This is a genomic window from Actinomadura syzygii (assembly GCF_008085905.1).
Classification (GTDB): domain Bacteria; phylum Actinomycetota; class Actinomycetes; order Streptosporangiales; family Streptosporangiaceae; genus Spirillospora; species Spirillospora syzygii.
This window is the reverse complement of the sequence record NZ_VSFF01000015.1, coordinates 21,318-38,876: the sequence shown is the minus strand read 5'-3', so window position 1 is coordinate 38,876 and position 17,559 is coordinate 21,318. Positions and strand designations below refer to the sequence as shown.

At 74.8% G+C, this 17,559-nt stretch carries 12 protein-coding genes; 7 read left to right on the top strand and 5 right to left on the bottom strand.

From position 1 onward, the window contains the following. Positions 1-3 precede the first annotated feature (3 nt). The 6 genes from FXF65_RS35630 to FXF65_RS35605 all read left to right on the top strand — a co-directional run bounded on the left by FXF65_RS35630 (position 4) and on the right by FXF65_RS35605 (position 11,517). Entirely contained in the window at positions 4-3,108 is a 3,105-nt protein-coding gene (locus tag FXF65_RS35630; protein ID WP_187412681.1) for an AfsR/SARP family transcriptional regulator, read from the top strand. Between the two features lie 437 nt (positions 3,109-3,545). After that, positions 3,546-4,952: a serine/threonine-protein kinase gene (locus tag FXF65_RS44910; RefSeq protein WP_222868906.1), complete on the top strand. Its 1,407-nt coding sequence runs from the start codon at positions 3,546-3,548 to the stop codon at positions 4,950-4,952. A 188-nt stretch (positions 4,953-5,140) separates the two neighbouring features. Continuing rightward, complete coding sequence (locus FXF65_RS35620) at positions 5,141-6,892, top strand: ATP-binding protein (RefSeq protein WP_148354491.1); 1,752 nt, start codon at positions 5,141-5,143, stop codon at positions 6,890-6,892. A gap of 16 nt (positions 6,893-6,908) precedes the next feature. Next, positions 6,909-8,087 carry an exonuclease SbcCD subunit D gene (locus tag FXF65_RS35615; protein ID WP_148354490.1) on the top strand — a complete coding sequence of 393 codons (1,179 nt, stop codon included), beginning with the start codon at positions 6,909-6,911 and terminating at the stop codon, positions 8,085-8,087. Continuing rightward, a complete protein-coding gene (locus FXF65_RS35610) occupies positions 8,087-10,534 on the top strand; it encodes an AAA family ATPase (RefSeq protein WP_148354489.1) in 2,448 nt (815 codons plus the stop codon). The genes FXF65_RS35615 and FXF65_RS35610 overlap by 1 nt, the downstream gene beginning before the upstream one ends. Further along, the gene (locus FXF65_RS35605) at positions 10,534-11,517 is read left to right on the top strand and encodes a hypothetical protein (protein ID WP_148354488.1); all 984 of its coding nucleotides are present in this window, start codon (positions 10,534-10,536) and stop codon (positions 11,515-11,517) included. The genes FXF65_RS35610 and FXF65_RS35605 overlap by 1 nt, the downstream gene beginning before the upstream one ends. Here the strand turns inward: FXF65_RS35605 and dacB are convergent. Continuing rightward, complete coding sequence (dacB, locus tag FXF65_RS35600) at positions 11,508-13,025, bottom strand: D-alanyl-D-alanine carboxypeptidase/D-alanyl-D-alanine endopeptidase (protein WP_148354487.1); 1,518 nt, start codon at positions 13,023-13,025, stop codon at positions 11,508-11,510. The two genes, FXF65_RS35605 and dacB, sit on opposite strands and share 10 nt — an antisense overlap. Before the next feature lie 190 nt (positions 13,026-13,215). Between dacB and FXF65_RS35595 the strand changes: the two genes are divergently transcribed. Beyond that, positions 13,216-14,076 carry a universal stress protein gene (locus FXF65_RS35595; RefSeq protein WP_148354486.1) on the top strand — a complete coding sequence of 287 codons (861 nt, stop codon included), beginning with the start codon at positions 13,216-13,218 and terminating at the stop codon, positions 14,074-14,076. A gap of 8 nt (positions 14,077-14,084) precedes the next feature. On the opposite strand, the gene FXF65_RS35590 is transcribed toward FXF65_RS35595, so the two are convergent. From FXF65_RS35590 to FXF65_RS35575, 4 genes are all read right to left on the bottom strand, one after another. After that, a complete protein-coding gene (locus FXF65_RS35590; RefSeq protein ID WP_148354485.1) occupies positions 14,085-14,684 on the bottom strand; it encodes a TetR/AcrR family transcriptional regulator in 600 nt (199 codons plus the stop codon). 93 nt (positions 14,685-14,777) lie between these two features. Further along, the gene (gene dmpG, locus FXF65_RS35585; protein WP_148354484.1) at positions 14,778-15,800 is read right to left on the bottom strand and encodes a 4-hydroxy-2-oxovalerate aldolase; all 1,023 of its coding nucleotides are present in this window, start codon (positions 15,798-15,800) and stop codon (positions 14,778-14,780) included. Continuing rightward, a complete protein-coding gene (locus tag FXF65_RS35580) occupies positions 15,797-16,693 on the bottom strand; it encodes an acetaldehyde dehydrogenase (acetylating) (RefSeq protein WP_148354483.1) in 897 nt (298 codons plus the stop codon). Before FXF65_RS35580 ends, dmpG begins: the two co-directional genes overlap by 4 nt. Continuing rightward, positions 16,690-17,484, bottom strand: coding sequence for a 2-keto-4-pentenoate hydratase (locus tag FXF65_RS35575; RefSeq protein WP_148354482.1), 795 nt, complete (start codon positions 17,482-17,484; stop codon positions 16,690-16,692). Before FXF65_RS35575 ends, FXF65_RS35580 begins: the two co-directional genes overlap by 4 nt. Positions 17,485-17,559 lie beyond the last annotated feature (75 nt).

The window sequence follows — 17,559 nt, the reverse complement described above, 5'->3', positions numbered from 1 at the left end:
GGTGTGAGCGCAGAGGGCGTGTCCTTCCGGGTCCTCGGTCCGCTGTCGGTCGGGGTCGACGGCGCCGAGGTGGCGCCGCCGCGCTCGCCCGTGCTCCAGGGGCTGCTCGGCGTGCTGCTCATCGGGCGGGGCGAACCGCTGTCCGCCGACCGGCTCGCCGAACTGGTCTGGGCCGACCGGGCGTGGGAGACGAGCCGCCAGTCGGTCCACGTCGGCGTCTCGCGGCTGCGGAAATGGCTCGCCTCGCTCGACGCGGGCGGCCCCGACCGGATCGAGATCAGCTACCGCGACGGATACCTGTTCCACCACGCCGCCGACCGCTCCGACCTCGGCCGGTTCCGCGCCCTCACCGAGGACGCGGGCTCGCTGACCGAGCCCGCGCGGCGGTACCGGGCGCTGTCGTCGGCGTTCGCCGAGCGGAAGGGCCCGCTGCTCGCCGGGCTGCCCCGCATCGACCGCGACGACCCGCTCGTCCGCGGCCTGGAGGAGGAGATCCGCCGCGCCGGGATGGACCTCGCCGCCGCCGCCCTCGCGGCGGGCTCGCCCGACGGCGCGGTCGCCGCCGTCACCGCGCTGGCCGAGGAGTTCCCGTTCGACGAGCCGCTGCACGCCGCCCTCATGGACCTGCTCGCGGCGAGCGGGCGGCGGGCCGAGGCCCTGCGCGTCTATCGGCGGCTCGGCGAGCGGCTGGACGCCGAGCTGGGCGTCCAGCCGAGCGAGCGGGCGCAGCGGGCGCACACGCGGGCGCTGTCCGCCGACCAGGGCGAGCCGGGTGAGAAGGGCGAGCCGGGTGGGAAGGGCGGGCCGGGACCGGCGGCCGAGCCGCCCGCGCCGCCGCCCGCGCAGCTCCCGCCCGACATCCCCGACTTCACCGGCCGCACCATCGAGGTCGCGGAGCTGGCCGAGCGGCTCATCGGCGGCGCCGGGACGGGCCGCCACCGCTCCGTCGCCGTCGCCACCGTCGCCGGGATGGGCGGCGTCGGCAAGACCACGGTCGCCGTCCACGTCGCCCACCAGATCGCGAACTTCTTCCCCGACGGGCAGCTCTACGCGAACCTGCACGGCGACTCGGCGAGCCCCGCCGAGCCGGGGGAGGTGCTCGGCCGGTTCCTGCGCACGCTCGGCATGCCGGGCGCGGGCGTCCCGCCGTCCCTGGACGAGCGCGTCGCGCTGTACCGGAGCCGCCTCGCCGGGCGGCGGATCCTCGTCGTCCTCGACAACGCCGCGCGGGAGAGCCAGGTCCGGCCGCTGCTGCCCGGCACGCCGGACGCGGCCGTGCTCGTCACCAGCCGCAACGCCCTGCTCGGCCTGGAGGGCGCGAAGCCGCTCGGACTGGACGTCCTGCCGTCCACCCAGGCGGTCGATCTGATCACGAGCATCGTGGGGGAGCAGCGCGTCGCCGCCGAGCCGGGCGTCGCGGTGGAGATCGCCCGGCTGTGCGGGCACGTGCCGCTCGCGGTGCGGATCGCGGCGGCCCGGCTGCTCGGCCGCGGCCACTGGACGCTGTCGCACCTCGCCGACATCCTCCGCGAGGAGCGCCGCCGCCTGGACGAGCTGGTCGCGGGCGACCTGGAGGTCAGGGCCGGGTTCGCGATGAGCTACCGGCTGCTCCCCGCCGGAGCGCAGCGCGCGTTCCGCATGACCGGCCTGCTCGACGCGCCCGACTTCGCCTGCTGGACGGTCGCCGCCCTCCTCGACGTCCCCGAGCTCGACGCGCGCCGCCAGCTCGAGACCCTCGTGGACGCCCACCTCGTGACCGTCGCGGGCGTGGACGAGACCGGCGAGATCAGGTACCGGCTGCACGACCTCCTCCGGCTGTACGCCCGCGAGCTGGCCGAACGCGACGACACCGAGGCGGAGCGCACCGCCGCCCTGCGGCGCGCCCTCGGCGGCTGGCTGGCGCTCGCCGAACAGGCCGCCGAGCACGTCCCCGGGCCGTGCTACGCGCTGATGCACGGCCCGGCGGAGCGGTGGACGCCGCCCGGCGGCGGACGTCCGCCCGCTGACCCGATGGCCTGGTTCGCCGCCGAGCGCGCGGCCCTCGTCGCCGCCGTCGGGCAGGCCGTCGACCTCGGCCTCGCCGACCACGCCTGGGACCTCGCCGCCTCGATGGAGCGGTACTGCGACGTCCGCGCGCTCTACGACGACTGGCGGCGCATGCACGAGCGGGCCCTCGGCCTGTGCGAGCGGACGGGGAACCGGCGCGGCGAGGCCGTCCTCCTGCGCGGCCTGCTCGAAGTCATCACCTGGACGTCGCCCGCCGGGCCCGGCCCGGCGATGACGCGCATGCGCACCATGGCCGCCCGCCTCCTCGACCTGTTCACCGAGCTGGACGACCCCGTCGGGATGGCCGACGCGATGGTCGCGATGGTCTGGGGCCGGGTCGCCGACGGCGCGGAGCGCGAGGCGCTCGACCTCGCTGAGCGGGCGCTGCGCGTCGCGCGCGACGCCGGCTACGAGAGCGGGCAGGCGCGGGCCCTGCACGTGAGGGCCGTCGTCCACGGCGAGGGCGACCCGCGGCCCGCCCGCGAATGCCTGGAGCGGGCGCTCGTCATCGCCGAGCGGGTCGGGAACCCGCGCTTCGTCGCGACGATCGTGCAGTTCCTCGGCGCGGCGCAGGCGCTGTGCGGCGACTTCGCGGGCGGCCGCGCGCTGCTCGACAAGTCCGTCGCGATGGCGCGGCGCCTCGACGACCGCTACCTGGAGACGTTCTCCCTGCTGTACCTGTCCAAGCTGTTCGTCGCGACCGGGGACGAGCGGGCCAGGCCGACCCTCGACCTCGCCCTCGCCTACAGCCAGGCGGGGAACTTCCGGCACCACCTCGCGGACGCGCTCGGCGTCCTCGGCGAACTGAACCTGGCGGAGGGCGACCTGCCGGGCGCGGTCGCGTCCCTCGAACGGTCGGTGCAGGTGTGGCGCACCCGCGGCTGGATCCCGTTCCTCGCCCGCGCCCTGCGGACGCTCGGCGACGCCTACTCCGCCGGCGGCGAGCACGATGCCGCCCGCGCGTCGTGGACGGAGGCGCGCGAGCTGTTCCAGCGGATCGACGACCCGGCGGGCCGCTCCTCCGTCGAGGAGCGGCTGCGTTCGCGCGACATGATCGGCTGACCGTCGCGCATTCCGGTAAGCGATCGGTAAGGACCCTCTCGCTAGTGTCCGACGAAGACGCGCGGGAACGAGGCGCGGCAGGAGGGAAACGGCACGGGGGGCCGGTGGACCGGCGAGCCGTGTCCGCCTTCCGGCGAAGGTTCCTCGGTGGCACGGGTGCCCACCGAGGCGCCGGCGACGCCGGGGTCACCTCGCCCGGTGCGAGGCGCGCAGCACGTCCGCCCTCCCGGGGGTGCTGCGCCACCCGGCCTCCTCGTCCCCGCGCCGGGGCGGCCCGTGCTCTTCGCGAGGCTCGAAACGGTGGAGTTCACGCATAGCGACGTGTCGATTGCACGTGCCGTGCCCGGGTGGGAGTCTGCTCTCGTGGTCGGGGACCGTCCCCGCCGCGTCCGCGCATGCTCCCCGCCGCCGACACACGCCACGGGACGACCGAATCGATGACCCCACAGAACCCTCCGGGCTGGTCCGCCGGGCCCGGCGTCCGTCCGCTCGATGCCGCCGACCCCGAGTCCGTCGGGACGCACCGCCTCCTCGGCCGGCTCGGCGAAGGCGGCATGGGCGTGGTGTACCTGGGGCTCGCCCCGTCCGGACGGAAGGTCGCCGTCAAGGTGATCCGCCGCGAGCTGGCCCGCGACCCGGCGTTCCGGGCGCGGTTCGCCACCGAGGTCGCGAACGCCCAGCGCGTCGCGTCGTTCTGCACCGCGCGGGTGCTCGACCACGGCGAGTCGGACGGCGCGCCCTACCTGGTCACCGAGTACATCGACGGGCCGTCCCTCACCGACTACATCAAGGCGCACGGCGGCTTCCCGCCGGGCGCGCTGCGCAGCCTCGCGGTCGGCGTGGCGACCGCGCTGACCGCGATCCACGCCGTCCGGCTGGTGCACCGCGACCTCAAGCCGCGCAACGTGCTGCTCGCCGCCGACGGGCCCCGCGTGATCGACTTCGGCATCGCCCGCGCCCTGGACTCCGAGGACCACCACACCCAGACGGGCGCCGTCATCGGCAGCCCCGGCTACGTCGCACCGGAGCAGGCGTTCGAGGGACGGGTCGGCACCGCCGTCGACGTCTTCGCCTGGGGGACGCTCGTCGCCTACGCGGCGACCGGCCGCAACCCGTTCGGCACCGGGACGATGCCCGTCCTCGCCGCCCGCGCGCAGCAGGCCATGCACGACCTGACCGGCGTGCCGCCGGACCTCCTGCCACTGGTCCGGGCGGCGCTCGACCCCGACCCGTCCCGGCGTCCGGACGCGGAGGAGCTGCTGGTCCGGCTGGTGGGCGAGCAGGCCCCGGAGGAGGCGGCCACCGACATCATCCACAACGAGTGGCGACCCGGACCGCCCATCCCGCCGCCTGCCGCCGGGCCGGAGGGCGGGACGCGGACGGCGACGGGGCCGTCCACGTCCCAGACGGTGCCGCCGCGCTCCGCCGCGCGCCGGATGATCGTCGCGGCCGCGGCGACCGCGCTGGTCCTCCTCGGGACGACGGGCGTCGTCTACGCCCTCGGCCGCAAGTCAGGCGACAGTCCGGCCGAGGGGGCGGGGCCGCCCGCGTCGGCGAAGCCCACGGTCACGATCACGCGGACGCCCGCGAAGCAGTGGCGCGAGGTCGGCGGCCTGGACCGCATGACGGCCGAGTGCGCGGCGCGCGGCTACAAGGAGACGTCCCTCTACACCGAGGGCGGACGCAAGTGGTGGTGCCAGGACACCGGCAGCGGCCTGCACCGCATCGACCTGGCGGAGTCCTGCCGGTGGCACTTTCCGCGCTTCGACAAGGTGCGCCTCCGCCAGCGCCCCGACCCGGGCCCGCTCTACGAGGTCCACTGGTTCTGCGAAGCCCTCGTCTGACCGCCCGTCCGACCGCCCGTCCGACCGCCCGTCCGACCGTCCGGAGACACGAGGGCGATACGAAGCGGAGTCGTGCGGTAGCGTGACGGGCTCGTCAGAGGGATCGGTGCGGGTTCCCCCGGGTTTGTCCGCGTGTGCGGTTACCCTGCCGTGAACTGGTGGTCCGCGGGTGATTCGGGTGGGGATGCATGGCCGACGAGGCGTCGGGACAGGTCGTCGGACGGGTGCTCGGGACGCAGTCGGCGACGCCGCTGTCGTTCTGGGTGGGGCTCGAGCCGGGCGCCGTCGTCCAACTGGACGAGGTGATCGCCGCCCGCCGGGACGTGCCCGGACGCGGCGAGGTGCTGATCGCCGGGGTGGTCACGAACGTCGAGGCCCGGCACGAGGGCGCCGCCTACGACTCGGACGTCTTCCTGATCGCCGACGGCGTGCTGCCCGCGGCGGTGGTGGAGGCGGCCGAGGTCACGGTCACCCGGGTCGAGCCGGAGGTGTACGTCCCGCCGCTGCCCGGCTCGATCGCGTCCCGCGCAGGTGAGCGGGAACGGGAACGGGCGCTGTACTTCGACGTGATGGAGCGGCGCGTCCCGGTCGGGCTCGGACGCGACGGCGAGCCGATCCACGTGAACATGGACTTCCTGGACGGCACGCGCGGCGCCCACGTCTCCATCTCGGGGATCTCCGGGGTCGCGACCAAGACGTCGTTCGCCACGTTCCTGCTCTACTCGATCTTCAACTCGGGCGCGCTCGGCGCCGAGGCGCACAACACCAAGGCGCTGATCTTCTCGGTGAAGGGCGAGGACCTGCTCTTCCTCGACCACGCCAACAAGCGGCTGGACGCGGGCGCCCGCGAGGCGTACCGGCGGCTCGGCCTGGAGCCGAAGCCGTTCGGCAGCGTCCACGTGTACGCGCCGCCGCGGCCGGGCGACCCGAACGGCACGCCGCACGTGTCCGCCCGCACCCAGGACGTCAGCCCCTTCTATTGGACGCTCGCCGAATTCTGCAAGAACGAGTTGCTGAGTTTCGTGTTCGCCGACGCCGAGGACGAGCGCGCCCAGTACACGATGCTGATCGGGCAGGTCGCGGCGCGGCTCGCCCGCACGGCCGAACCCGTCGGCGGCGCGGTGCGGCTGCGCGCCACCGACGACGCCGAGCCGGTGATCTGCCGCACCTACGACGACCTCGTCCGGTTCGTGGAGGAGACGCTCACCGACGAGGACTCCCGCCGCGCGTGGGGCGCGCAGCTCATGGGGCTCGGCACCGTCAACGCGTTCCTGCGGCGGCTGCGGTCGTCGGTGCGGGCGCTGTCGCCGATCGTCCGGGGCGACCTGTCGGCGAAGGCGTCGATCGCGACGGAGTCGCAGGTCACCGTCGTCGACCTGCACAACCTGCCGGAGCGGGCGCAGCGGTTCGTCGTCGGGGTGGTGCTGCGCGGCGAGTTCGCGCTGAAGGAGAGCACGGGCAGCGCCCGGCCGCTGCTGTTCGTCGTCCTGGACGAGCTGAACAAGTACGCGCCCCGCGAGGGCGGCTCCCCGATCAAGGAGATCCTGCTGGACGTGGCCGAGCGCGGCCGGTCCCTCGGCGTGATCCTCATCGGCGCGCAGCAGACGGCGTCGGAGGTGGAGCGCCGGATCGTCGCGAACTGCGCGGTCCGGGTGGCGGGACGGCTGGACGCGGCGGAGGCGTCCCGCGGCGAGTACGGCTGGCTGCCGCCCGCCGCGCGGGCCCGCGCCACGATCGCGAAGCCGGGGACGATGTTCGTCGGGCAGCCCGAGATCCCGGTGCCGCTGGCGGTCGAGTTCCCGTTCCCGGCGTGGGCGACCCGTCCCGCCGAGGCGGCGCCGCCGCCCGCCGCGCGGTCCGGGCCGTACTCCCCGAAGGGGCGCGCCGACCCGTTCGAGGGGCTCGGCGTCGACGCCGACGAGGAAGTGCCGCCGTTCTGACGCACGGGGAGCGGAGATGAAGTTCCTGCACACCGCCGACTGGCACGTCGGCAAGGTGCTCCGGGGCCGGTCGCGGTTCGAGGAGCACGCGAAGGTGCTGGACGAGCTGGTCGGCGTCGCCCGGGAGGAGGACGTCGACGCGGTCGTCGTCGCGGGCGACGTGTTCGACGGCGCCGTCCCGACGCCGCCCTCGCAGGCCCTGGTGATGCGGACGCTGATGGCCCTCCGGGAGGACGGCCGCGAGGTCGTCGTGCTCGCCGGGAACCACGACGACCCGCGCCTGCTGGACGACGTGTACCGGCCGGTGCTCGGACGGCTCGGCGTCCACGTCGTCGGAAAGTTCAAGCGGCCGGACGACGGCGGCGTCCTGTCGTGGACGTCCCGGTCCGGCGAGCCGGTCAGGCTCGCGGCGATGCCGTTCCTGTCGCAGCGGTACGTCGTCCGGGCGATCGAGGCGCTCACCGGCACGCCCGACCAGCACAACCGCGACTACGCCGACCGGTTCGCGCGGCTCGCGGACGCGCTCACCGCCGGGTTCGAGGCCGACACCGTGAACCTCGTCGCGGCGCACGGCACGCTGCCCGGCGGACGGCTCGGCGGCGGCGAGCGCGAGGCGCAGACGATCTTCTCCTACTACTTCGAGTCGGCGGCGTTCCCGCCGTCCGCGCACTACGCGGCGCTCGGCCACCTGCACCGGCGGCAGCGCATGCCGGGTCCGTGCCCCATCTGGTACAGCGGCTCCCCGATCGCGGTCGACTTCGGGGAGGAGCAGAACACGCCGGGCGTCCTCGTCGTGGACGCCTCGCCGGGGCGCCCGGCCGAGGTGCGGGAGGTGGCGCTGCGCAGCGCCCGCGTCCTGCGGACGGTGACCGGCACGCTCGACGAGCTGGCCGCGATGCGGGACGGCCTCGCGGACGCCTGGCTGCGCGTCGTCGTCGCGGAGCGGCCGCGCGCCGGGCTCGCCGACGACGTCCGGGAGATCCTGCCGGACGCGCTGACCGTCGACGTCGACGAGGCGTTCCGGCCCGCCGCCGCGCGGCGCCCGGCGACGCTGACCGGCGGCGGCGAGTCCCCGACGCCGCGGAAGCTGTTCCGCGCGTACCTGGAGCACAAGGGCCACGAGGACGAGCGGGTCGTGGCCCTGTTCGACCGGCTCTACGACGAGCTCGACGGGCCTGGGGGAGGGGACGCCTGATGCGCCCGCTGTGCGTCCACATGGACGACTTCTGCAGCTACCGGACGCCCACCTCGGTGGAGCTTCACGACGTCGACTACTTCGTCCTCGTCGGCCCGACCGGCTCGGGGAAGAGCACGGTGATCGACGCGATCTGCTTCGCGCTGTACGGGTCGGTGCCGCGCTGGGGCAAGGAGAACGTGATCAAGCTGGCGCTGGCGCCGTCCGCGAACTCGGGACGGGTGGCGCTGGTGTTCGAGTCGGCGGGCCGCCGGTACGGGGTCGTCCGGGCGCTCGTCCGCAACAGCCGGGGCACGGTGACGACCAAGACGGCGCGGCTGGACGAGCTGGACCCGTCCGTCGACCCGGCGGACGGCATCGAGGCGATGCTCGCCGCCCAGGTCCGGTCGGTGGCCGAGGGCGAGGGGGTGACCGCCGCCGTCGAGAAGGTCACCGGGCTGGAGTTCAGGTACTTCACGCAGTGCGTCGTCCTGCCGCAGGGGCGGTTCGCCGACTTCCTCCAGGCCGAGCCGAGGAAGCGGCAGGACCTGCTCGTCCAGCTCCTGGACGTCGGGATGTTCGAGACGATCATGAAGCGGGCGGGCGAGGAGGCGCGGGCGGCCGAGGCCCGCGCCGGTGCCGCCCAGGCCAGGCTGGACGAGCTGGACGACGCCGACGAGGCCGCCGAGGACGCGGCCGTCCGCCGCCTGGGGGAGGTGCGGGCGCTCGAAGACCGGGTCCGCTCGGCCCTGGACGACCTCCAGCGGACGGACGCCGAGATCCGCGAACGCGAGACCGAGGCCAAGCACGCCCGCGACCTGCTCGCCGCGCTGACCGCACTCGCCATGCCCGCGGACGTCCCGACCCTCGCGGACGAGCTGAGATCCGCGACCGACGAGACGGAGCGCCTCAAGCAGGAGGTGGCCCGCCACGAGGAGGCGGAGGGCACGGCGCGCGAACGGCTCGACACCCTCGGCGACAAGACGGCCCTCACCCTGGCCGCCAAGGCGCACCGCGAGCACGCCCGCCTGACCGCCGAGATCGAGACCGCCCGCGCCGACGCCGAGCGGGCCCGCCGGGTGACGGACGCCGCCGACGAGAAGGCGGTCGCCGCCCGCACGGAACTCGACGCGGCGGAGCACGAGCGGCAGCGCGTCCGGGACGCCCACACCGCCGCCGACCTGGCGCAGCGGCTGTCCGCGGGAGAACCGTGCCCGGTGTGCCTGCGCGAGGTCGCCGAACCGCCCGAGCACCACGCGCCGCCCGCCCTCGGCGCTGCCGACCGCCACGTCAAGGCCCGGAAACAAGCCCTCGAAGAAGCGCAGTCGGAACACCGGAACCTGGAAAGCGAGCTGTCCGGGCTTAGAGCGGTCCTCGACGGACTGGCGCGGCAACTCGACGCCCAGGCCGGGCACATCGAGGCCCACCCGGACGCCGACGACGTCCGCCGCCGTCTCGACGCCATCACCGAAGCCGAAGCCGCCGCCGCGAAAGCGCACCGCGACCTCCGCGCCGCACGCGACGAGCTGACCAAGGCCGAGCAGCGCCGCGCCAGGCTGGACGACAAAGCCGCCAAGGCGATCGCGAAACTGGACGCGGCCAGGGACACCGTCGTCGCGCTCGGCGCGCCGCCGCTCGACCGGTCCGACCCGCACGCCGCCTGGACGGCCCTCCTCGCCTGGCGCGACCAGGAGTCCGGCCGCCGCGAGCAGGCCGCGGACGAGCTGGAGAACGACCTGAGCGCCCTCCGCCGGAGGCGCGACGATCAGCGGGGCTCGCTCGCCGAAGAGCTGGCCGCCCACGACGTCGCCGCGCCTGCGTCCGCCTCCGTCGAAGGCGTCCGCGAGGCCGTGCTGGACGCGCGGAGCCAGGCCGAACACCGCCTCACCCGCATCCGGGAGGACAGGCGGCTCGCCCGGAAGCTCACCGACGAGATCCGCCGCCACGAACGCGAGGCGGCCGTCGCGCACGACCTGGCCCGGCACCTGCGCGCGAACAACTTCGAGAACTGGCTGTGCGGCGAGGCGCTCGCCGTGCTGGTCGAGACCGCGTCGGAGACGCTGCGGGAGCTGTCCGGCGGGCAGTTCGAGTTCGTCCTCGACGACCGGAACGCGATCGAGGTGGCCGACCACACCGAGGCGGGGCTGCGGCGCAGCGTGCGGACGCTGTCCGGCGGCGAGACGTTCCAGGCGTCCCTCGCGCTGGCGCTCGCGCTGTCTGACCAGGTCGCCCGGTTCGGCGGCGGCGCGGCCCGGAGCCTGGACTCGATCTTCCTGGACGAGGGCTTCGGCACCCTCGACCCGGTGACCCTCGACATGGTCGCGACGACGCTGGAGCGGCTCACGGCGAACGGCGACCGCATGGTGGGGATCGTCACGCACGTCCCGGCGCTGGCCGAGCGCGTGCCCGCCCGGTTCGACGTGGCGCGCGACAACACCGGCTCGCATCTCACGAAGAAGGCGGTCTGATGGCACGGACGACCACGGCGCCACGGGCCGCCATCACCGTCGACCCCTGGGATCCGGGGTACGCCACCTCGCTCACCGCGGAGGCGCTCGACGAACTGGACTCCGGGTCGCGCCGCCAGCTCGACCTCGACGTGGAGCTGCCCGCCGACCGGTGGCGGCCGATCACCCCGGCGGCGGCCGGGCTCCCGCCCGGCGGGCTGATCGTCGCGGACGGGGTGCGCCGCGTCGAGGCCCGGGTGTGGGTCGACGACCCGGACGGCGGCATGCCCGTCCCCGGCATCGCCGCGTCCTGCGCCGCCGGGCTCGTCCGCTGCCGCCCGGGGCGCCCGGCGGAGCTGGCCGAGGTGGACGTGCGCCGGTCGCTGTTCACGCCGTCCCCGCACGCCGCCGACGTCGTCACCTGGGCGGGCACCTACCAGGCGGAGAAGGCGCAGGGCGGTACGGCCGAGCAGCTCTCGCTCGCGCTGCAGCGGCGGCTCACGGACGTGGAGGTCGGCCTCGCCACCCGGTACCGGACGGAGTCCGGCCACGACGACGACCTCCTCATCGTGGACGGCCCGCTGCGCGGACGCGCCCACCTCCCGCGCACCGTCGGCTACGTCAAGACCCACCACGCCGCGTACCTGACGGGCGCGCAGGCGTCCGTCCTCGGGGCGCTGCGGCCGGGGCAGCGGACGCCCGTGTTCCTGATGACGACGAGCTGGGCACGGCATTCCTGGTACCTGCGGCTGCCGACCCCGTCGGACGCGCCGTGGGCGGGCGTCGCGCGCTGCGAGGCGGCCCCCGACCTGCCCCGCAAGGCGGTCGCGGAGTTGGCCGACCAGAGCGCGGCGATCATCCCGGCGCTGGCGGGCGTCGACTACAAGGACCCGCGCGCGCCGCAGAACCTCGTTCCCATCGGCGGGCTGGAGAAGGTGCTCCGGCACCGGCTCGGCGACGCGGGCCTGCTGTACCGGGCGCTGCGCACGGTCGCTCAGGGCTGAAGGCCGCGCGTCCAGGTCGGTTCGAGGCGGCCGCCGTCCGCCGGGGCCGGGCCGCGCAGGCGGGCCGCGGGGCGGTCCCCGGCGGCGAGCCGGACGGCGATCGCGTCCTCGATGTCCTTCGGCGCGCCGCCGGAGTAGCCGTTGAACACGATCGAGAAGATCAGCTTGCGGCCGTCCGGGTCCGTGACGTAGCCGGACAGGGCGGTGACGCCGGTCAGCGTCCCCGTCTTGGCGTGCACGTTCCCCGCCGCGGCGGTGCCCCGCATGCGGTTCGCGAGCGTCCCGCCGACGAGCGGATCGGGCTGGCCCGCGATCGGCAGCACCGCGTACCAGGCGGGGAACCACGTCTGCCGCCGCGCGTTGTTCAGCAGGGTGCTGAGCTGGGCGGCGGTCGTGCGGTTGGAGCGGCCGAGGCCGGAGCCGTCCGTCATCGTGATCCGGGACGTGTCGACGCCGAGCCGGTCGAGGTGCGCGCGGATCACGGGCAGTCCGGCCGCCCACGTCCCCTCGCCGCGCGCTTTCCGGCCGATCGCCTTGACGAGGGTCTCGGCGATGACGTTGTTGCTGAGTTTCAGGAACGGCGCCGCGAGCCGGGACAGCGGCATCGACGTCCGGGACGCGACGGTCGTCGCGCCCGACGGCGTCCGGCCGCGTTCGGTCGTGCCCGCCACGCGGACGCCGTGCGCCTTGAGCGCGCGACGGAACACGTCCGCCGCGTACAGCGTCGGCCGCTCGACCGTCCGCAGGACGGTCGCCTCCGCCGCGCCCGCCGGATGGGACCCGGTGACGACGATCGTGTCGGACCCGTTGTCCCTGTTCACCGCGAGCGTGGACGGCGACCCCGCCGCCCCCGTGGTCGCCCTGTTGTCGATCTTCACGACCCCGGTCGCGGGGCTGAGCCCCGCCTTGACCGGCTCGCCCGGACGGGTCGCGGCGACCGAGATCTGGACCGAGCCCGCGTCGAAGTCGTCGTTCGGCGAGAGCGTCAGCGCTGACGTCCGCCCCGCGTAGGCGTACTGGAGGTCGCCCGGCTCCCATCCGTCGGGGACGCGCTTGGCGTCGAACCAGGTGTCGTCCGCGACGAGGTCGCCCCTGACCGTCTGCACGCCCGACGCGGCGACGGCGGCGGCCAGCCGGTCGTACTCGGCCGCGCGCATCGTCGTGTCGCCGGTGCCCTTCAGGTACAGGTTCCCGCCCTTGACGCTCACCGTCGTACGGAACCGGTACCCGGCGCCGAGGATCCCGAAGGCGGCGGCGGAGGTCTGGAGCTTGTTGTTCGAGGCGGGCATGACCCGCTGCTCGCCGTTCCGGTCGTAGCGGACGCGCCCCGTCCCGGCCTCGCGGACGACGACGTCGACCGCCGCGCCGGACAGTCGCCCGTCCCTGAGGATCGCGTCGAGGTCCGCGCCGACGTCGCTCCTCGGGGCGGCGCTCGCGGGGAGGGCGGCGGCGCCGCCGACGGCCATGCTTCCGCCCAGCAGGACGCCGAGCCCGACGCTCTTGATCATGACCTCGGAGTTTACGGACCGGGGGCCGGGTACCAAGGGGACTTGACCCTTCCATCACCTTCTCTTGCCCTGGACGGCCGTCTCGCGTCACGGGAGTGCCGTACGAGTTGAGATGGCACGTTCCCAGGGACCTTCGTCCCCTTCTGGAGTGGACCGGATGCGCGCAGACTGGCAGGAGGAGGGCAGGCATATGGACCGCGGAGGAAGGACCCGAGGACCGAGCGTCCTGTTCGGCTTCGACGGGACGCCCGAGAACGACGCCGCGCTGCGCTGGGCCGTCGACGAGGCCCGCCGGCGCGACCTCGACCTGGAGCTGTGCCACTGCTGGCACTGGCCGTACGCGAGCGGGCACGTCGACCGCGACGCCGAGACGATCAGGCGGCGGGCGGGCGAGAACCTGCTGGAGCGCGGTGTCGCGCGGGCCCGGGAGCTCGGCGCGCCCGGCGTGCGGCGGCGGCTGATGCGCGGGCCCGCGGCGGCGGCGCTGCTGGACGCGTCCCGCGCCGCCGAGCTGGTCGTGATCGGCGCGCACGAGCGGCTGGACCCCGGCGCGACCGCCCTGGAGGTGCCCGCGCGGGCGGAGCGGCCGGTGGTCGTCGTCCGGGAGGCGACCGGCGGGCCGGGCCCCGTCGTCGCCGGAGTGGACGGGACGGCCCGCTGCGACCCCGCGCTCGGCTTCGCGTTCGAGGAGGCCGCGCTGCGCGACCGCGACCTGCACGTCGTGTACGGCTGCTGGGAGCCCGGCGTGGTGCTGGACGCGGAGCTGGCGCTGTTCAACGACCGGGAGCTGCTGGAGAAGACGCGCACGGCCGAGTTGGAGGACGCCGTCGCGCCGTGGCGCGACCGGTGGCCGAAGGTCGAGGTGACCGTGTCGCTGCTGCTGGAACGCCCGTGCGAGGCGCTCCAGGACGCGGTGGCGGACGCGGCGCTGCTCGTCCTCGGCGACCGCGGGACGGGCACCGACCCGCTCGGCGCGACCAGCTCCAGGATGCTGCGGCTCGCGCCCTGCCCGGTCGCGATCATCCCCGGCAGAGCGAGCCGCCCCGGCTGACCCGGCGGCTACGGTTTCGCGACGAGGGCGGCGGTCGCGGCGAGGGCCGGTTCGGCGGGCCGGTCCGGGTCGAGGATCAACTGCAGCATCAGGCCGTCCAGCATCGCCGTGCACAGCATCGCCGTGCCCTCGCGGCGCTCGGCGGGCCAGTCCGGGCAGGTCTCGGCGAGCCGCGCGGCGACACGGCCCTGGACGGCGCGCGTCCAGTCCCGCCGCTCGGCGCCCATCCGCGGGTCGCGCAGCGCCCTGACCAGCAGCTCGGCGGCGAGCCTGAGATTGCGCTCGGCCGCCGCGGCCGGGATCTGCGCGCGCATCGCCGCCACCGCGGACGCCGTGTCCGGGGCGGCGAGCAGCGCGTCCAGCACCGGGTCGGCGATCATCTCCGTGGCGCGCCGCGCGACCGCCACGTGCAGGCCGGGCAGCCCGTTGAAGTAGTGGTGGAGCAGGCCGGGCCGGATGCGGGCCCGGTCCGCCACGGCCCGCGCGGTGATCGCGGGCCAGCCGCCCTCGGCGAGCAGATCGAGGCCGATCCGCACCAGCTGTTCGCGGCGCGCGCGTCCGCGAGGAGTCGACGCGGCGCGCTGGCCGGCCGGATCCTCGGGGGTCATACCGCCCAAGCTATCCCAACGGTTGCACCGTGCAAAGATCACTGAGCGGCCGCCCGGCGGTGCCGGACGGCCGCCCGTCGACCCCGTCGAGGGTCAGGAGGCGCGCTCGCGCTCGGCCGCGAGCTGCAGCGCCACGTCGATGATCATGTCCTCCTGGCCGCCGACGTACCCGGCCTCGCCGACCTTCTGCAGGATCTCGTGCGCCGGGACGCCGTAGCGCTCCGCCGCCCGCTCCGCGTGCAGCAGGAAGCTGGAGTACACGCCCGCGTACCCCTGCGTGATCGCGCCCCGGTCGGCGAACGGCAGCCGGTGCAGGAACGGCTTCACGACGTCGTCCGCCGCCGCGAGGGCGCCCTGCACGTCCACGCCGGTCGGCACGCCGAGCCGCTCGAACGTCGCGACCAGCACCTCGGTGGGGGAGTTGCCCGCGCCCGCGCCGAGCGCGCACAGCGCCCCGTCGATCTGCCGGGCCCCGTTCTGCTGCGCGAGGACGGAGTTCGCCACGCCGAGCGACAGGTTCTGGTGCCCGTGGAACCCGACCTGCGCCTCGTGCCCGATCTCCTTGACCAGGGCGCTGATCCGCTCCTGCGCGTCGCCGAGCACGAGCGCGCCCGCCGAGTCGACGACGTAGACGCACTGGGCGCCGCCGTCCACCATGATCCGGGCCTGCTTCGCCAGCTCGTCCGGGCCGATCCGGTGCGACAGCATCAGGAAGCCGACCGTCTCCATGCCGAGGTCGCGGGCCGCCGCGAAGTGCTGCAGCGACACGTCCGCCTCGGTGCAGTGCGTCGCGATCCGCGCGACGGAAGCGCCCGCGTCGTGCGCGAGCTTCAGGTCCTCGACGGTGCCGAGCCCCGGCAGCAGCAGGACGGCGATCTTCGCCTGGGTCGCCTCGTCCACGGCGGCGGCGACCAGCCTGACGTCGTCCTCCAGCGAGAAGCCGTAGTTGAAGGACGACCCGCCGAGCCCGTCGCCGTGCGTGACCTCGATGACCTCCACCCCGGCGGCGTCCAGCGCGTGCACGACCCCGCGGACCTGCTCCTCGGTGAAGCGGTGCGCCATCGCGTGGCTGCCGTCCCGCAAAGTCGAGTCGGTGATCCTGATCTTGTCGGTCATGAGGTCGCCTTCCTGCGCGCGAGCTGCTCGCCCACCCGGGCGGCGGCCGCGGTCATGATGTCGAGGTTTCCGGCCCACGGCGGCAGGTAGTCGCCGTTGCCGCGGACCTCAAGGAACACCGCGACGCGGGCCATGCCGTTCCAGATGTCGCGGGGCTCGTCGAACTGCGGCTCCGCGCGCAGCGAGTAACCGGGGACGTAGGTCTGCACCTCGGCGACCATCTTCTCGATCGACGCCGCCACGGCCTTCGTGTCGGTGTCCTCCGGGATGGCGCAGAACACCGTGTCCCGCATGATCATCGGGGGCGTGACCGGGTTCAGGATGATGATCGCCTTGCCCCGTCCGGCGCCGCCGACGCGCTCGATCGCGCGGGCCGTCGTCTGCGTGAACTCGTCGATGTTCGCGCGGGTGCCGGGCCCCGCCGAGCGGGACGCGATCGACGCGACGATCTCCGCGTACGGCACCGGGACCACCGACGACACGGCGTGCACGATCGGGATCGTCGCCTGCCCGCCGCACGTGATCATGTTGAGGTTCGGGGCGTCGGACAGCGTGTCCAGGTTCACCGGCGGGCACACGAGCGGGCCCGTCGCGGCGGGCGTCAGGTCGATCGCCGTGATCCCCGCCTCCTCGTAGCGCGGCGCGTTGGCGAGGTGCGCCTTCGCGGACGTCGCCTCGAACACGAGGTCCGGCTTCACCGGCTGGGCCAGCAGCCAGTCCACCCCCTCCGCCGACGCCGGGACGCCCATCTTCCGGGCGCGCTCCAGGCCGTCCGACTCCGGCACCACCCCGACCATCGAGTGGACCTCGATCAGCTCGCTGCGCGTCAGTTTGACCAGCAGGTCGGTGCCGATGTTCCCGGGCCCGACGATCGCGGCCGTCAGCTTGCTCATGCTTCCCCCTTCCCGAACTTCGCCGTCACGGTTCCGATGCCGCCGAACGTCGCGGTGATCGTGTCGCCGGGCGCGACCGGGACGGCCGCCGTGATCGACCCGGGCAGCACCACGTGCCCGGCCTCCAGCGACACCCCGCGCTCGCCGAGCACGTTCGCCAGCCACACCAGCGCGTTGATCGGCGAGCCGAGCACCGCGCCGCCCGCGCCGGTGTCGATCAGGTCGCCGCCGCGGCGCAGCAGGCACCCCATCAGCGACAGGTCCAGGCCGTCCAGCCGGACCGGGCGGGTGCCGAGCACCACCCCGCCGCTGGACGCGTTGTCCGCGATCGTGTCCGGCAGCGTGATCCTCCAGTCCGCGATGCGGGAGTCGATGACCTCCAGCGCGGGCAGCACGTACTCGACGGCGGCGACCGCGTCGGCGGCGGTCGCGCCGGGCCCGGCGAGCGGGCGGCCGAGCACGAACGCGATCTCCGGCTCGATCCGCGGCTGCAGGAAGCGGCCGGTCGGAATCGGGGCGCTGTCCTGGACGAACATCGTGTCCAGCAGTACGCCGAAGTCCGGCTGGTCGACGCCCATCTGGCGCTGCATCGCGGCCGAGGTCAGCCCGACCTTGTGGCCCTTGATCCGCGCGCCCGCGGCCGTCCACGCCTCGACCTGCGCCTGCTGGACCGCGTAGGCGTCGGCCACCGTCATGTCCGGATGGCCCGCCGTCAGCGGCGCCACCGGGGTGCGCGTCGCGTAGGCGTCGAGCAGCGCGGTCGCGGCCTTCTCCACCGAACCCGGATCCATGGGGCCGTCCTTCACATCGTCTCGTCGGCTGGCACGCCGAGCCTGCCCCGTGCGGCCCACCTCGGGCAACGCGGG

What these genes read in the sequence shown, in the direction of transcription:
- FXF65_RS44910 (WP_222868906.1), top strand. Translation starts at nt 3,546, where the DNA reads ATGACCCCACAGAACCCTCCGGGCTGGTCCGCCGGGCCCGGCGTCCGT.
- FXF65_RS35620 (WP_148354491.1), top strand. Translation starts at nt 5,141, where the DNA reads ATGGCCGACGAGGCGTCGGGACAGGTCGTCGGACGGGTGCTCGGGACG.
- FXF65_RS35615 (WP_148354490.1), top strand. Translation starts at nt 6,909, where the DNA reads ATGAAGTTCCTGCACACCGCCGACTGGCACGTCGGCAAGGTGCTCCGG.
- FXF65_RS35610 (WP_148354489.1), top strand. Translation starts at nt 8,087, where the DNA reads ATGCGCCCGCTGTGCGTCCACATGGACGACTTCTGCAGCTACCGGACG.
- FXF65_RS35605 (WP_148354488.1), top strand. Translation starts at nt 10,534, where the DNA reads ATGGCACGGACGACCACGGCGCCACGGGCCGCCATCACCGTCGACCCC.
- dacB (WP_148354487.1), bottom strand. Translation starts at nt 13,025, where the DNA reads ATGATCAAGAGCGTCGGGCTCGGCGTCCTGCTGGGCGGAAGCATGGCC.
- FXF65_RS35595 (WP_148354486.1), top strand. Translation starts at nt 13,216, where the DNA reads ATGGACCGCGGAGGAAGGACCCGAGGACCGAGCGTCCTGTTCGGCTTC.
- FXF65_RS35590 (WP_148354485.1), bottom strand. Translation starts at nt 14,684, where the DNA reads ATGACCCCCGAGGATCCGGCCGGCCAGCGCGCCGCGTCGACTCCTCGC.
- dmpG (WP_148354484.1), bottom strand. Translation starts at nt 15,800, where the DNA reads ATGACCGACAAGATCAGGATCACCGACTCGACTTTGCGGGACGGCAGC.
- FXF65_RS35580 (WP_148354483.1), bottom strand. Translation starts at nt 16,693, where the DNA reads ATGAGCAAGCTGACGGCCGCGATCGTCGGGCCCGGGAACATCGGCACC.
- FXF65_RS35575 (WP_148354482.1), bottom strand. Translation starts at nt 17,484, where the DNA reads ATGGATCCGGGTTCGGTGGAGAAGGCCGCGACCGCGCTGCTCGACGCC.